Consider the following 14,738-nt stretch of genomic DNA (forward strand, 5'->3'; position numbering starts at 1 on the left):
GCAACGTCACGAGGGGAGGGGCGGGATGGAGGTTTCCACGGCACGGGCGGCGCGCAGGTCGCACGCCGACCTCGCACGGCGGCTTCGCTACGCCATACCGAAGCGGATGCTGGACCTGGTCGGTGCGGCGGTCCTGGTCGTCCTGCTGTCGCCTCTCCTGGGCCTGGTGGCGCTGTTGGTCAGGACCGGCTCGCCGGGTCCTGCCCTGTTCCGCCAAACGCGCGTCGGGCGCGGTGGCACGCCCTTCACGATGGTGAAGTTCCGCACGATGAAGACCGGCTGCAGCGACGTCCTGCACCGCGAGTACGTCAAGCGCCTGCTCGAGGACGACACTGCCGTCCACCCCACCGATGGGGTGTCTCCTGCCTCGGCCGTCTTCAAGCTGGATGAGGACCCGAGGCTGACCTCATTGGGAAAGTTGTTGCGCCGCACCAGCATCGACGAGCTCCCACAGCTCTTCAACGTCCTACGCGGGGACATGTCGCTGGTTGGGCCGCGTCCGGTCCTGCCTTGGGAGCGCGAGCTCTTGCGGGGTGAGTACGACGACCGGTTCGCCGTCCCGCCGGGGATGACCGGGCTGTGGCAGACCAGTGGCAGGAGCACGTTGACCATGCGGCAGGCGCTCGAGCTCGACCTGCAGTACGTGCAGCGGTGCGGCTTCCTGTTCGACCTGCGTCTGCTGCTCTTGACCGTGCGCACAGTCCTGAGGGTCTGGGATGCGGGGTGACCAGTATCGACCGCCCCACTGTGGTGTCCGGCGGAGGAGCCGACAGTCCCACACCGGCGGCCACCGACGTGTCGGTGGCCGCTGCCGACAGCATGACCGTGGCCGCCTGGACCGTGGTCAGCCGGGTCACGGGCCTCCTCAGGATCGCGGCCATCGGTGCGGTGCTCGGACCCACCATGCTGGGCAACACCTTCCAGTTCACCAACGCACTGCCCAACCTCCTCTACTACGGACTGTTGGCGGGGTCGTTGTTCCCCTCCCTCCTCGTCCCGGCGCTGGTCCACCACGCCGACATCGCCGACCGACGGGCCTGCGAACGCCTTGCCGGCGGCTTCCTCGGCGCCACCGCCGTCGCCCTGGCGGTCGTCGTGCCGTTGGCCGTCCTCACGGCGCCACAGCTGCTCGGCCTCACGGCTCCGCGTGGGCAGGGGCTCGCCGCGGAACAGGTGGACACGGCACGGCTGCTGTTCCTCATGTTCGCCCCGCAGGTCTTCTGCTACGCCGTCGTCGGCACGGCCACCGCGACCATGAACTCCCATCAGCGGTTTGGGCTCGCCGCGGCCGCGCCGGCCCTGGAGAACGTCGGCATCATTGCGGTCCTTGGTGTGACGGCACTGGTCCACCACGGCGCGGTGGGAGGCCGGGTACCCGTCGGAGAGCTCCTCCTGCTGGGTCTGGGCACGACCGGAGCCGTGGCCGCACACGCAGCCGTGCAGTGGTGGGGGGCCTGCCGCGTCGGTGTCGTCCTGGTCCCGCGCGCCGGCTGGCGGGACCCGGAGGTGCGAACCATCATCCGGCGCGCGCTGCCGTCCCTGGGGCAGGCGGGCGTCCTCGCCGTGCAGGTGGTGGCGCTGCTCGCCGCGGCCAACGCCGCCCGCGGCGGCGTCGTCGGGTTCCAGATGGCCTTGAGCTTCGTCTACCTCGTCGTCGCCGTGGCGGTGACGCCGCTGGCCTTGGGTTCGCTGCCGTGGCTGGCGCGGGCGTTCACCCGGGGGGAGTACGACAGCTTCCACGACACCTTCGTGCGGTCGCTCGCGCTCGCGCTCTTCGTGGCGGTGCCGGCCGCGGTGGGGTGTGTCCTGCTGTCCACTCCCCTTGCGCGCCTCGTGGCCGTGGGGAGGATGGCCGAGGGTGACGGCGTACGGGTCATCGCCGCCTCCCTCGCCGCGCTGGCGACCGCGGTGGTCGGCCAGGCCGTCTTCAGCATGTGCAGCTACGCCTTCTACGCCCGCCGCGACACGCACACCCCGCTCGTGGCCGCGCTGGTGCAGGTGGGCGTGTGCCTCGCGGGGGTCGGCTTGTCCCTGCACCTGCTCGACGGGGCTCGGCTGCTGCTCGGGCTGGGGGCGTCCTACAGCGCGGGCACCCTCGCCGGCGCGGCATGCATGGCCGTCATGCTCCGCGGGCGTCTCCACCGGGGGCCGGTGCGACTCGCCCCGGCGGTGGCCCGGACGGCAGTGGCGACCGCGGCGATGGGGGCGTCGGTGTGGTTGCTGGAGCGCACGGCGTCCACATGGCAGGGCAGAGGCGGCGCAGCCGCCGCCGTCGCCCTGGCGGTCGCTGCCGGGACCGCAGTCTACGCAGCCGTCTCCAGGCTGCTGGGTGCGCCGGAGCTGGCCTTGCTCATCGGCGCCCGTCGCCGCTCGGCGTCCACGGATCGTGTTGCGCCGCAGAGGGTAGAGCCGTGAGCGCGCCCGGGCGCGCGGCAGCACCTGCCAGGCCTCCCGTCTTCGCCGTCCATCCGGCGCTCGCCCCCACCACGGCAACGGCCGTCCTCGCGGCACCGCTGGCCATCTGGCTGAGCACCCACCACCCCGGTGTCGCGCTGGGTCTGGTCCTCGTCGGCGCGCTGGCGGCCTGCGTGGTCGCCAAGCCGGCCCTCGCCGCGTACTCGATCATCGTCGTGACGCCGCTGACCGCCGGCATCGACCGCGGCTCGGCCATCCCGATGATGCGCCCCAACGAGGCGTTGGCGGCGGTGGTCGGCGGGGCGCTCGCGGCGCGGGCGATCCTCGGAGCCCGGGCAGGCAGGCGGCCCGCCATCCGGCTGAGCCAGGTCGAGTGGGGGATGCTCGCCATGGCCGTCGCCAGCTCGGTGCTCCCACTGGCGTGGATGGCGGTGCGGCAGAAGCCGATCGGCATGGACGACCTGCTCTACGCCCTGGTGCTGTGGAAGCTCGGCGGGGTCTACCTCATCGTGCGCGCGAGCATCCGTACGGTCGAGGAGGTCAGGCGCGCCCTCTATCTGTCCGTCGGCGTGGCGGTCCTGGTCGGGGCCATCGCCATCCTGCAGGCGCTCAACCTGTTCGGCGTGCGTGCCCTGCTGTCGGGGTACTTCCTGCCGAACGGCAACGTCGGCGCCCTCGCCAACCCTCGGGGCGGCTCGACCCTCGCGCTGCCAGCCGCCGTGGCGGATCTCATGATCTGCAACCTCGCCCTGGTGGTCGGGCTGATCGCGCGGCGGGCCCGCCACGCCGTCATCCTGTCCGGGGCGTCCCTGTGCATGGTGCTGGCAGCGGTGTCGGCGGGTGAGTTCTCCAGCGCCCTCGGACTGGTGATCGCCGCCGGCCTGCTCGCCTACGTCATCCGCCGGCCGCGCCTCCTGCTGCTCGCGCTTCCGCTCTCAGCCGTCGTGGCCGTCGTCGCGTGGCCGGTCATCTCCGAGCGGCTGTCCGGCTTCCAGGGCACCTCCGGCATCCCCGTCAGCTGGGTCGGGCGGCTCCGCAACCTCAACAGCTACTTCTGGCCGCAGCTGGTCGACCAGGCCAACTTCCTGCTCGGGGTCCGCCCCAGCGCCCGGGTCGTGGTCTCCAGCCAGGCGACCGGATACGTCTGGATCGAGAGCGGTTACACGTGGCTGCTCTGGGGCGGTGGGCTCCCGCTGCTCTTCGCGTTCGCCTGGTTCGTCCGGGCCTCGGTGCGCCACAGCTTCCAGCTGGCCCGGTGGCGCCCGGACGCCGTGGGCGCCGCAGCCCTCGGCTACCTCGTGGGCATCGTCGTGATGGCCGTGCTCATGCTCTTCGACCCCCACCTGACCTACCGCGGGGCCGGCGACGCCCTGTTCATCCTCGCGGCGCTGGCCAGGTGGCCGGCGGGCGGACCAGAGACCGCGCCGGACACCATGACCGAGGGAGCCGTGAACCGATGACCACGTCCATACCGCGCGAGCTGGAAGGCACCCCTGGGTTCGCCCGTGGCTTCCTGCGAGCACACCTCAAGCTCATCCTCGCCTTCGCCGCGCTGGTTACCCTGGGAGCGGGGATGGCGAGCTACGCCCAGCCTGACGCCTACACCGCGGTGGCGCGGGTCGTCGTGGAGCCCAAGCTCCTGCCGTCCGGAGGCGTCCCACCGTTGCCCGACATGGGCACGGAGAAGGCGCTTGCGCTCTCCGGGACCGTCACCGGACCGGCCGCGCAGGCGCTCGGCCTGACCGAGGACCAAGCGTTGCAAGGGATCTCGGTGTCGGTGCCCGTGGACACGCACGTGCTCGAGTTCAAGGCCACCACGACGACGCCGGGCGATGCTGCCCGCCGGGCCAAGGTGTTCTCTGAGGCCTACGTCGAGGTCCGCTCCAAGGCGCCCGACGCGACGGTGCCCCGCTCGGTGGAGGTGATCACTCCGGCGACCGTGCCCACATCGCCGTCCGGGCCCAACCACCAGCTGCACCTCGCGGTCGCGCTCGTGCTCGGCCTCGCCCTCGGCACCGCGCTCGCGGCGGCGTGGGACCGCTGGGACCACCACGTGCGCGCGCCGGGCGAGCTGGTGGAGCTAACCCTCTCGCCGGTCCTGGCCGTCGTCCCGCGACCCCGGCTACGCGGCTCGGCCCGGCTCGTCGTCGCTGACCACCCGCATTCCTCGGTGGCTGAGGACTACCGCTTCCTGGCCACCCACCTGCTCGGCCTCGGCCGCCCCGACGGGCCCCGGACGCTGGTCGTCACCTGCGCCGGAGACATCGACCTGGAGGCGCGTGACGTGGTCGCGGCCAACCTCGCGGCTGCGGCCGCCGAGGCCGGTCACTCCGTCGTGGTCGTGCCGGAGGAGCAGGACGTCGAGGAGGCACAGGAGCTCCTGGGCTGGGTGCAGCTGCCCGTCGAGGTCTCCTCGGAGGGGACAGGAGCGGCGGCCGTCGGCTACCACCGCCTCATGAAGACCCACGACCTGGTCATCGTCCAGGCGGCCGCGGTCACCAAGTCGGCATCCACGCTCGAGGTCGTGCAGCGGTGCGACGTGGCCGTTCTCGTGGTCGACACCGAGCTGTCCGACCGGCGCACCGTCCGCGAGGCCCACCGGCTGGCGAAGAACTTCTCCAAGGGACCCGTCTGCTCGGTCCTCACCCACCGCAGCAGCCTGCGCAGCGCGGGCCTGCCGTCGTGGGCGCGACGCGTGCGGGGCGGGTCACCGCTGGACAGCCACGCCGTGGCCGGCACGCCGACGGCCAACGGAGACCTGGTGTGAGGCGGGCGGGGGAGCGTCCGGCCGGGGTCGGCCGGGGGGCGCACGTCGTCCTGGTCGTTGAGAACGTCTCGCTCGCGCACGACCACCGGCTGCGCAAGCAGGCAGCCTCGCTGGCCGCCGCGGGGTACGAGGTCACCGTCATCTGCCGCCGCGACCCGGGCAACCGCCGGCTGCCCGGCGTGCGGGTGCTGGACTACCCCGCCCCGCGTGACGCCGACGGGCGGCTCGCGTTCGTGTGGGAGTACGCGTACTCGTGGGTGATGGCCGCAGTGCTCATGTGGCGCTCTTGGCTCATCCGTCCGTTCGCCCTCATCCAGATCTCCGGGATGCCGGACGTCTACGCGCCACTCGCGGTCCCCTTCCGGTGGATGGGGGCGGTCATCGTCCTGGACCAGCGTGATCTGGCCCCGGAGGTCTACCTCGCCAGGTTCGGCGGGCGCGGCGGGCTCGTGCACCGGATCCTGCTCGCCTGCGAGCGCACCAGCTTCCGCACCGCCGACCACGTCGTCACGGTGAACGAGTCCTGTCGTGCGGTTGTCCGCGACCGCGGCGGCCTCCCCGAGGAGCGGATTACGGTGGTCGGCAACGGTCCGCACCTCGCCCGGGTGCGACCCGCTCCCCGGGACCGCCACACCGACATCGTCCCGGCGGGTGGCGTCGTCTGCTGGGTCGGGGTCATGGGCCCGCAGGACAGTGTGGAGCTGGCCCTGCGTGCCGCGGCGCACCTCGTGCACGACTGCGGCCGCACCCGACTCGAGGCGGTCCTCATCGGTGACGGTGACCAGCGACCCTCCCTTCAGCGGTTGGCCGACGACCTCGGCATCGCGGCCAACGTCCGGTTCACCGGGTGGCTCGACGAGGAGGACGTCTTCGCGCAGCTGGCGGCGGCGGACGTGGGCCTGGAGCCCAACCTCGAGGCGGTCGTGAGTCCAGTCAAGGTCATGGAGTACATGGCGTGCGGACTTCCTTTCGTGGCCTTCGACCTCCCGCAGACCCGGTCGCTCGGTGGCGCGGGGGGCTTGTACGCGGAGCCGGGCGATGTGCCTGCGTTCGCCGATGCGGTGCGGCGTCTGCTCGAGGACGCGGACCTGCGTGCCGCCTCCGGCGACCAGGGCCGCAGACGCGTTCTCGACACCGTGGCCTGGGAGCACCAGGAGGCCGTCTACCTCGAGCTGTTCGCCTATCTGCTGCCTGCCCGAGAGCTCGAGAGGAGCCTGTGATGACCCGTCCGGCCACCACCTCACCCGCCCGGCGCGCGCGCCACCTCGCCCGGATCTACCTTTCCGAGAGCCCGACCCTGTACCTCCCGCTCGCGCGCCGGCGTTACCCCGGGCCGAGCCCTGAGGTCATCGGCCGCGACACCGAGCTCGTCATCGACGGCTACACCCGATGCGCGAGCACGTTCGTCGTCCACGCCTTCCAGCTCGCGCAACCCCGCCCCGTACGCCTCGCCCACCACCTGCACGCCAGCTCCCAGATCGTCGAAGCCGTGCGCAGGGGCGTACCCACTCTCACGGTCATCAGGGAGCCGCGGGGGGCGGTGCTCTCCCAGCTCGTGCGCGAGCCCGACGTCGACCTGCGCGATGCGATGCTCGCCTACGCCCGCTTCTACGAGCAGCTGATGCCCCACCGGGACGCCATGGTGGTCAGCGACTTCCCTGAGTCGACGCACGACCTCGCCACGGTCGTCCGGCGGCTCAACGGCCGGTTCGGCACCACTTTCGCCACGCCGTCGCTCGACGCCGACATGCGGGAGGAGGTCGCCGAGCTCGTGCGCGCCCGGCCAACGTTGTCACCCGTGGTGCTCGGGTTCGAGTCGGGCCTGGTCAGCCACGACGAGCTGCTGGCCTCGCGGGGGGTCGTGGGCGGGGCGGTCACCTACGGCGGCGTCAGCCCCGCAGGCAGCCCCGAGCTGTGGGCGCCGTCCGCGCAGCGGGACCAGGAGAAGGCGGCGCTCGCCGGTGCCTGGACCGCGGCGCCAAGGCGGCTGCGCGAACGTGCTCTGTGCGCGTACGCCGCCTTCACGGTCGCCCCGGGGGCCCAGGCGCCGCGAGAGTCGCACCGATGAAGCCTGCTGCTGCGCGGAAGCCGCGGGGCGCACGATCCCCGCCCCCTGTGCCATCCAGGTGTCCCCGCGAGCCTGCGCAGCGCCGCCTCGGCTGGGACACTGGAGGCGATGAGAAACGAGCCCAGCGGCCGCCCCGGCCCGCGCCGACCTGCGTTCTTCAGCCCTGCCGCCATGGAGTCGCAGGGCGGCACCGTGCCCGACCCCGCCGAGGTGACCGAGGTCGCGCACGAGACGGCGGCCGTGCTCGTGGGCACCGGGCGTGCCTCCGACGACCCCCAGGTCACCGCGCGCCTCGTCGCCCTTGTGGACGACCTGGGCCTCTCGACGGTGGCCGAGCTCTGGGCCGACCGCCCACCGCGCAGCCTCCCGGGTGCGCTGTGGCGCCTCTACGCGCTGCGCGAGTGGGTGCAGCGCAGCCCCGAGGAGGCGGCCGCCGACTACGCCGCCGGTATGCGGTTCACGGACGTCAACCACGCGGTGGCGGGCGTGGCCGAACCCCCGGGGCCGTCGGAGCTGCGCCAGCTCACCGACGCGATCCTGCGCGGGGTCTTCGAGGGCGACCTGGCCGTCGCCCTGCAGCGCGCAGCGGCGTTCTGCCGCGTCGTGGCTGCCGGCCGGGCCGACCGGGCGCACACGACGGACGCCCAGGACCGCGACGCCGCCGGGCGGCAGACCGAGCGCGCCGCGTCGATGCTGTCGACCGCAGGTGACCTGGAGGCCTGTGCTGCGTTGTGGCGCGCCGGGGAGCTGCTCTGAGGTCGGCTCGGACCACCGCGGATTTCTTGTCCACAAGGGGCCGAACGGGGGAACAGACCCCGGGCCCGCGGGGTTAGAGTCTGGTGTGCGCCGGGCTGCGGTAGCCCCGGGTCCCAACTGAAGCCGCTACGAGCGGCCACGCGCCGTGAGGCGCTCCCAGCCCGGCGTACGACCCTCCACCGAGGTCACTCCTCCGGTGCCCCCGGGCAGCTGTCCGCATGGGTCGCCGCGTCCCGGTGCGAGGTGCTGCGCGCCCGGCGACCCGGGCCCAGCCAGCCGCACACGCGGCATACGCCATGGGTGAAGGACCCACGGTCCTCGACCTCTGTCGGAGCGACCCCCGGGCCTTCAGGGCCGTCCACCGCGCCACCACCGACCTCGAGCGCCATGGCCCCATCATCGGGCATAGGTGAAAGTGACTAGTCCTGATGGTGGGCACATGACCCATTCGGGTGGTTCGTGCGTGCCACTGGTCAAGACATCGCAAACTGGTGACGCGAACAGGTCACCCCTCCGTTAGCGTTTTGCCATGACCACCGATCCGCACGCCGGTGCAGAGCTCACCGACGACGCGCTCCAGGACGAGATCGAGCTCGTCGGGGACCTCGTGGTGGCCGCCTCCGCCAGCGAACGACCGCTCACCGACGACGAGATCGACCGTGCCCTCGGCATCCACCGCGGACACTGCGAGCCCGCCGGCGACCTCACCGAGCGTCCCCACCGGTCGGTCCGGCGCCTCAACGCCTGAAACACCGGGTGAACATCCGACCCCTACCGGGTTGCGCTTTCGAGCCGGGTTGCCCGTAGCATCGTCCCCGGCCATCCCCCCGCATGACCGGAGAGAACCGTGGGCTTTCGCCTCACCCCCCAGGAGAACAGCTTCTACGACCTGTTCGCCAAGTCGGCTTCGTACCTCATCGACGGATCCCGTGAGCTGACCACCATCCTGGGTGTCGCACACGCCGAGCGTGAAGCCGTGGCGACCCGGATGCGGGAGATCGAGCACGCCGCCGACGAGGCGACCCACGAGATCATCCGCAAGGTCAACAGCTCGTTCATCACCCCGTTCGACCGTGAGGACATCCACGGCCTGGCGTCCACGCTCGACGACTGCATGGACCTCATGGACGCGGCGGTCGACCTGATCGTGCTCTACCGCATCGGTGACCTCCCGGCCGGCGTGTCAGACCAGGTCGAGGTGCTGTCGCGGATGTCCGAGCTGACCGCCGAGGCGATGCCGCGGCTGCGCTCGATGAGGGACCTCTCCGAGTACTGGATCGAGATCAACCGCCTCGAGAACCAGGCCGACCAGATCTACCGCGGCCTGCTCGCGGCGCTCTTCAACGGCGAGTACGGCACCGACGCCATCACCGTGATGAAGCTCAAGGAGGTCATCGAGGAGCTCGAGGCCGCCGCCGACGCCTTCGAGGCCGTCGCGCACAAGGTCGAGAGCATCGCGGTCAAGGAGTCCTGAGCCCTCCCATGGAATGGCTTCCGGTCGGAATCGTCATCGCCCTGGCGATGGGCTTCAACTACACCAACGGTTTCCACGACGCGGCGAACGCCATCGCGACCTCGGTCTCGACGCGCGCGCTCACCCCCCGCGTCGCCCTCGCGATGGCCGCCGTCGCCAACCTGTTCGGCGCGTTCTTCGGCAAGAAGGTCGCTGACACCGTCGGCAAGGGCATCATCGACGCCCCGGTCGGCTCGGTCGGCCTGGGCATCTGCGCCGCCGCCCTCATCGGCGCGATCGGCTGGAACCTCCTCACCTGGTGGTACGGCCTGCCCTCGTCGTCGTCCCACGCCCTCATCGGCGGCCTCGGCGGTGCGGCGCTCGCTGCCGGCGCGACCGTGAAGTGGCAGGGGATCTTCGAGAAGGTCGTCATCCCGATGGTGCTGTCGCCGGTCGTCGGCGTCATCCTCGGCTACCTCGTCATGACAGCGATCCTGTGGCTGTTCCGCGGCGCCCAGCCGGGCCGCGTGTCGCGTGGTTTCCGTTACGCCCAGACCGCTTCCGCGGCCGCCATGGCGTTCGGCCACGGCCTGCAGGACGCCTCGAAGACGGCCGGTGTGGTCGTGCTCGCACTGACCGTGGGTGGCTACCACTCCGGCTCTGGTGTCCCGTGGTGGGTGCTGCTGATCTCCGCCATCGTCATCTCCCTCGGCACGTATGCCGGTGGCTGGCGGATCATGCGCACGCTGGGCCGGCGCATCATCCACCTCGACCCGCCGCAGGGCTTCGCCGCCGAGACGACCGCAGCGTCGATCCTCTACGTCGCGGGCCTCGCGTTCGGCGCCCCGATCTCGACGACCCACACCATCACCTCCGCGATCATGGGCGTGGGCGCCACGAAGCGCCTGTCCGCGGTCCGCTGGGGTGTCGCCGGCAACATCGTCGGCGCCTGGGTCCTCACCTTCCCCGGAGCCGGCATCGTCGCCGCCATCAGCTTCTGGATCATCCACCTCTTCCTCTGACCCGCGCACCCCCTCTCCCCGGCTTGTTGCCAGTGGGTGGTCACGGAAGGGTTGATTCGGCCGCGGCGTGACGAGCCATCGGCAACAAGTGGGTCGTGGACTGTCCACAGGTGGCGTGTGTGGTGACGGGTGTCCACAGCTGGTGCCCCATCGCCGCCGCAGCCACCGGATGCCCGTCACCGTGACCTGGTGCGCACCACACCCGTCGACGCATGGCTCAGGCTGCCGCAGCCGTTCCTGTCGCGCGAGGCCCACGCCGCGGGACTGAGCAGCACTGCGATCGCCGGTGGTGTCCGGCGCGGTGAGCTGGCGGTCCTTGCCCGCCATCTGTATGCCGCGCGTTCGTGTTGGTCACTCCTCTCGGCTACCGAGGCGCACACGGCCCTCGCGCGTGCCGCCCAGCTGTCCGTAGCAGGGTCCGTCGTGAGCCATACATCGGCCGCGCTCCTCCATGGGCCCCCGCGGCCGTGGGGTCCCACGGGTGCCGTATGCCTGACGGCCCGCGACTCGACGCGCACGGCGGCGCACGACGACTGGCGTCGTGTGCTCGACGGAGCCCTTCCGGGCGATCACATCACGGTGGTCGAGGGGGTGCCGGTCACGACGGTTGACCGGACGGTTGTCGACTGTCTGCGCACGCTCCGGCTCCGCGACGGACTGGCAATCGCCGACGCGGCCCTGGGCGCCGGAGCGACCGTCGTCCGGGCGCTGGAGCGGGTACGCAGGCAGCAGCGCGGGTGGCCGGGGGTCCGAACCGCGGACCTGGGGATCTCCTTGGCCGATGGACGGCGTGAGTCGTGGCTGGAATCGGCCTCAGTGGGCACAGCAGTGGCGCTGGGGTGGCCGGTGCCGCTGAGCCAGGTCGCCATCCACCGGCTCGACGGCGCCTTCGTCGGACGTGTCGACCTGCTCTGGGCGGACCTCGGCGTCGTGGGTGAGGCCGATGGGCGCAGCAAGTACCTGGGCCAGTTCGACGAGGCGTGGGACGCCGAGCGGGCGGCGGCCTTCATGGTTCGGGAGCGTGACCGCGAGCGCGAGCTGGAGTCCGTGGGCCTGGCCGTGGCGCGGTGGGGCAGCTCGGCCCTGCGTGCCGGAGGTGGCGGTCTCGAGGTTGCACTGCGCGCGGCCAGCCATCGCGCTCGGGCCGATCGGGTTCGGTGCCTCTGGCGGGACGAGGCGCAAGGCGAGCTGAGGGAGTGGTGCGAACTGCCGCCAGCGCCCCGTATCCCACGCCACTTGTTGCCGGTGAATCGTCACCCAGGGCGCCGAAGACCCGTTTGGTGACCAGCTGCTGGCAACAAGCGGGGTCTGAGTCGGGGAGAGAGGGGGGAGGGCCCCGGGGTCAGCCGAAGCGGCCGGAGATGTAGTCCTCGGTCGCCTTCACGCTGGGGTTGTTGAAGATGCGCTGGGTGTCGTCGATCTCCACGAGCTTGCCGGGCTTGCCGGTCGCGGCGAGGTTGAAGAACGCCGTCCGGTCCGAGACGCGGGCCGCCTGCTGCATGTTGTGGGTGACGATGACGATCGTGTACTTGCTCTTCAGCTCGCCGATCAGGTCCTCGATGGCCAGCGTCGAGATCGGGTCGAGGGCCGAGCAGGGCTCGTCCATGAGGAGCACCTGCGGCTCGACGGCGATGGCGCGCGCGATGCACAGCCGCTGCTGCTGCCCACCGGAGAGGCCGGCGCCGGGCTTGCCGAGCCGGTCCTTGACCTCCTTCCACAGGTTGGCGCCCTGGAGCGACTTCTCCACGACCTCGTCGAGCTTCTTCCTGCCCTTGACGCCGTTGAGCCGCAGGCCGGCGGCGACGTTGTCGTAGATGGACATCGTCGGGAACGGGTTGGGTCGCTGGAACACCATGCCGACCGTCCGGCGCACCGCCACCGGGTCGACGCTGGAGGCGTACAGGTCCTGGTCGTCGAGCATGACCTTGCCCTCGACGCGACCGCCAGGGGTGACCTCGTGCATGCGGTTGAGCGTGCGCAGGAACGTCGACTTGCCGCAGCCGGACGGCCCGATGAACGCCGTCACCGAGCGCGGTTCCACGGTCATCGTGACGCCTTCGACGGCCTTGAACCCGCCGTAGTAGACGTTCAGGTCGCTGACGTCGATTCGCTTGGCCATGAGGGGTGTTCGTCCTTCGCTTGCAGGGAGCTGGGGGAGGTTCGGGGAGGCGGTGAGGCGCGGGCGCCGCTACCGCTTGACGGAGCCGAAGCGGGCGACGACCCGGCCGGCGACGTTGAGCAGGAGCACGATGAGGATGAGGGTGAGCGCGGACGCCCACATGCGGTCGACGGCGGGCTGCAGCACCTCGGTGCGGTCCTGGTTGATCATCGTCGGCAGCGTGGGCATGAGGCCACCGAACAGGTCCGTCGCGATCGACTTCGTGTAGGGCCCGAGGATCAGCAGCGGGGCGGTCTCGCCCATGACGCGAGCCAGGCCGAGCAGCACGCCGGTGACGATGCCGGAGAACGCAGTCGGCAGCACCACCTTCATGATCGTCTTCCACTTCGGCACACCGAGGGCGTAGGAGGCCTCGCGCAGCTCGTTCGGCACGAGCTTGAGCATCTCCTCGGTCGAGCGCACCACCACGGGGATCATGAGGAGCACGAGGGCGAGGCAGACCGCGAAGCCGACGCGCTGCAGCCCGAACGTCGTCACCCAGAGCGCGTAGACGAACAGGCCGGCGACGATCGACGGGACGCCGGTGAGGATGTCGACCATGAACGACACGGCCTTGGCGAGCCGGCCGCGGCCGTACTCGACGAGGTAGATCGCGGTGAGGATGCCGATGGGCACGGAGATCGCCGCGGTGGTCAGGCCTTGGATCAGGGTCCCTTGGATGGCGTGGACGGCGCCCCCGCCCTCACGCCGGGAGGTGATCCCGCGCTGGGAGTTGGTCCACCACTGCGCGTCGAGGAGCAGGTGGTAGCCCTTGGAGCCGACGGTCCACAGGATCCACACGAGCGGGACGAGGGCGAGCAGGAACGCCGCCCACATCACCACCCGCGCGAGCTGGTCCTTGACCGCCCGCCCGCGGGCCTTGTGGCCGAGCTCGGTGGGCGCCGTACCGCGCGTGGACGGTGGCGTGGCAGCCGCACCGGTCGTCGCAGCGGAGGTCGCGCCGGCCCTGGAGGTGCCGGACGCGGAGGCACCGGCGGACCCGGCCGAGGGGCCGGGCGAAGCAGTGGTCGAGGTCGTCATTCGCTGAAGGCCTTCCTGCGCTCGATCACGACGCGCGCGATCGCGTTGACCACGAAGGTCAGGACGAAGAGCACGAGCCCGGCGGCGATGAAGGCGCCCGCCTTCTGCGGCGTGTCGAACTCGGCTGCGTTGTTGGCGATCCGCGAGGCGAAGGTCTCGCCACCGTTGAGCAGCGACCAGGTCCACTTCGCACCGTCGGGCAGCGTGGAGAGGATGATCGTCACGGCGATGGTCTCGCCGAGGGCCCGGCCGAGGCCGAGCATCGAGGCGGAGATGATGCCGGGCTTGCCGAAGGGCAGCACCGCGGTGCGGATCATCTCCCAGCGGGTGGCGCCGAGGGCCAGCGCCCCCTCCTTGTGCGTCACCGGCGTCTGCGCGAAGACCTCGCGCGACAGGGCGGTGACGATGGGCAGCACCATGATGGCCAGCACGATGCCGACGAACAGGATCGTGCTGCCGCCGCTGATGCCGGCGCCGGTGAACAGCGGGATCCAGCCGAGCGTGTGCTGCAGGAACCCCTGGACGGGCTCGAACACCGGCCCGAACGTCCGCAGGCCCCAGATGCCGTAGACGATCGAGGGGACCGCGGCGAGCAGGTCGATGAGGCTGGCCGCGGGGCGGGAGAGCCAGGCCGGCGCGTACTGCGTGATGAACAGGGCCACCGCCACCCCTACCGGCACGGCGATGAGCATCGCGATGGCGCTCACCGTGACGGTCGTCCAGAGCAGCTCGACGATGCCGAAACGCGGGTGCGCCCCGTCGACCGACCACTCGCGCGAGGTGAGGAAGTTGGCGTCGTTGCGGGCCAGGGCCGGGATGGCCTGCCACAGCAGGAAGACGCCCACGAGGGTGACGAGGGCGATGACGAGCAGGCCTGCGCCCTTGGCGGCGCCGCCGAAGAGGCGGTCGCCGAGGCGGCCCGTGCCGGCGCCGTCGCCGCTGAGCGGTGCGCTGCCGTGGGGTCCGGGGGTCTCGTCGGCCAGGGATACGCCGGTCACTGATGACACGTGATGCCTATCGCGGTTGGGGGAGGGAAGTGCAACAGCGTGCCGGGGGCC

At 71.5% G+C, this 14,738-nt stretch carries 14 protein-coding genes; 11 read left to right on the plus strand and 3 right to left on the minus strand.

What is annotated here, in order from left to right:
• The first annotated feature begins 25 nt into the window (after positions 1 to 25).
• The 11 genes from AB4Z02_RS13105 (at position 26) to AB4Z02_RS13155 (ending at position 11,765) form a co-directional block, all read left to right on the plus strand.
• Positions 26 to 727, plus strand: coding sequence for a sugar transferase (locus tag AB4Z02_RS13105; protein ID WP_441971435.1), 702 nt, complete (start codon positions 26 to 28; stop codon positions 725 to 727).
• Positions 724 to 2,415: a murein biosynthesis integral membrane protein MurJ gene (gene murJ / locus AB4Z02_RS13110; protein ID WP_441971437.1), complete on the plus strand. Its 1,692-nt coding sequence runs from the start codon at positions 724 to 726 to the stop codon at positions 2,413 to 2,415. The genes AB4Z02_RS13105 and murJ overlap by 4 nt, the downstream gene beginning before the upstream one ends.
• Positions 2,412 to 3,875, plus strand: coding sequence for a hypothetical protein (locus tag AB4Z02_RS13115; RefSeq protein ID WP_441971439.1), 1,464 nt, complete (start codon positions 2,412 to 2,414; stop codon positions 3,873 to 3,875). The genes murJ and AB4Z02_RS13115 overlap by 4 nt, the downstream gene beginning before the upstream one ends.
• On the plus strand, positions 3,872 to 5,182 hold the full coding sequence (locus AB4Z02_RS13120; RefSeq protein WP_441971441.1) for a YveK family protein: 1,311 nt from the start codon (positions 3,872 to 3,874) through the stop codon (positions 5,180 to 5,182). The genes AB4Z02_RS13115 and AB4Z02_RS13120 overlap by 4 nt, the downstream gene beginning before the upstream one ends.
• Positions 5,179 to 6,402, plus strand: a complete 1,224-nt coding sequence (locus AB4Z02_RS13125) for a glycosyltransferase family 4 protein (protein WP_441971442.1) — start codon at positions 5,179 to 5,181, stop codon at positions 6,400 to 6,402. Before AB4Z02_RS13120 ends, AB4Z02_RS13125 begins: the two co-directional genes overlap by 4 nt.
• The gene (locus AB4Z02_RS13130; protein ID WP_441971444.1) at positions 6,402 to 7,250 is read left to right on the plus strand and encodes a hypothetical protein; all 849 of its coding nucleotides are present in this window, start codon (positions 6,402 to 6,404) and stop codon (positions 7,248 to 7,250) included. Before AB4Z02_RS13125 ends, AB4Z02_RS13130 begins: the two co-directional genes overlap by 1 nt.
• 108 nt (positions 7,251 to 7,358) lie before the next feature.
• Positions 7,359 to 8,006 carry a hypothetical protein gene (locus tag AB4Z02_RS13135; RefSeq protein WP_056884416.1) on the plus strand — a complete coding sequence of 216 codons (648 nt, stop codon included), beginning with the start codon at positions 7,359 to 7,361 and terminating at the stop codon, positions 8,004 to 8,006.
• Between the two features lie 529 nt (positions 8,007 to 8,535).
• On the plus strand, positions 8,536 to 8,754 hold the full coding sequence (locus tag AB4Z02_RS13140) for a hypothetical protein (protein ID WP_056884417.1): 219 nt from the start codon (positions 8,536 to 8,538) through the stop codon (positions 8,752 to 8,754).
• Positions 8,755 to 8,853: 99 nt separating this feature from the next.
• The gene (locus tag AB4Z02_RS13145) at positions 8,854 to 9,480 is read left to right on the plus strand and encodes a DUF47 domain-containing protein (protein WP_056884418.1); all 627 of its coding nucleotides are present in this window, start codon (positions 8,854 to 8,856) and stop codon (positions 9,478 to 9,480) included.
• Between the two features lie 8 nt (positions 9,481 to 9,488).
• Positions 9,489 to 10,481, plus strand: coding sequence for an inorganic phosphate transporter (locus tag AB4Z02_RS13150; protein WP_056884419.1), 993 nt, complete (start codon positions 9,489 to 9,491; stop codon positions 10,479 to 10,481).
• A gap of 189 nt (positions 10,482 to 10,670) precedes the next feature.
• Positions 10,671 to 11,765: a hypothetical protein gene (locus AB4Z02_RS13155; RefSeq protein WP_441971447.1), complete on the plus strand. Its 1,095-nt coding sequence runs from the start codon at positions 10,671 to 10,673 to the stop codon at positions 11,763 to 11,765.
• Between the two features lie 58 nt (positions 11,766 to 11,823).
• On the opposite strand, the gene pstB is transcribed toward AB4Z02_RS13155, so the two are convergent.
• The 3 genes from pstB to pstC form a co-directional block, all read right to left on the minus strand.
• Positions 11,824 to 12,600 (minus strand): phosphate ABC transporter ATP-binding protein PstB, encoded by a 777-nt coding sequence (gene pstB, locus AB4Z02_RS13160; RefSeq protein ID WP_056884421.1) that lies wholly within the window; start codon positions 12,598 to 12,600, stop codon positions 11,824 to 11,826.
• A 69-nt stretch (positions 12,601 to 12,669) separates the two neighbouring features.
• Positions 12,670 to 13,680: a phosphate ABC transporter permease PstA gene (gene pstA / locus AB4Z02_RS13165; protein WP_082590779.1), complete on the minus strand. Its 1,011-nt coding sequence runs from the start codon at positions 13,678 to 13,680 to the stop codon at positions 12,670 to 12,672.
• Positions 13,677 to 14,687 carry a phosphate ABC transporter permease subunit PstC gene (gene pstC, locus AB4Z02_RS13170; protein ID WP_056884422.1) on the minus strand — a complete coding sequence of 337 codons (1,011 nt, stop codon included), beginning with the start codon at positions 14,685 to 14,687 and terminating at the stop codon, positions 13,677 to 13,679. The genes pstA and pstC overlap by 4 nt, the downstream gene beginning before the upstream one ends.
• Between the last annotated feature and the right edge of the window lie 51 nt (positions 14,688 to 14,738).

Origin of the sequence: Pedococcus sp. 2YAF34 (assembly GCF_052114585.1) — a bacterium.
Taxonomy (GTDB): Bacteria; Actinomycetota; Actinomycetes; order Actinomycetales; family Dermatophilaceae; genus Pedococcus.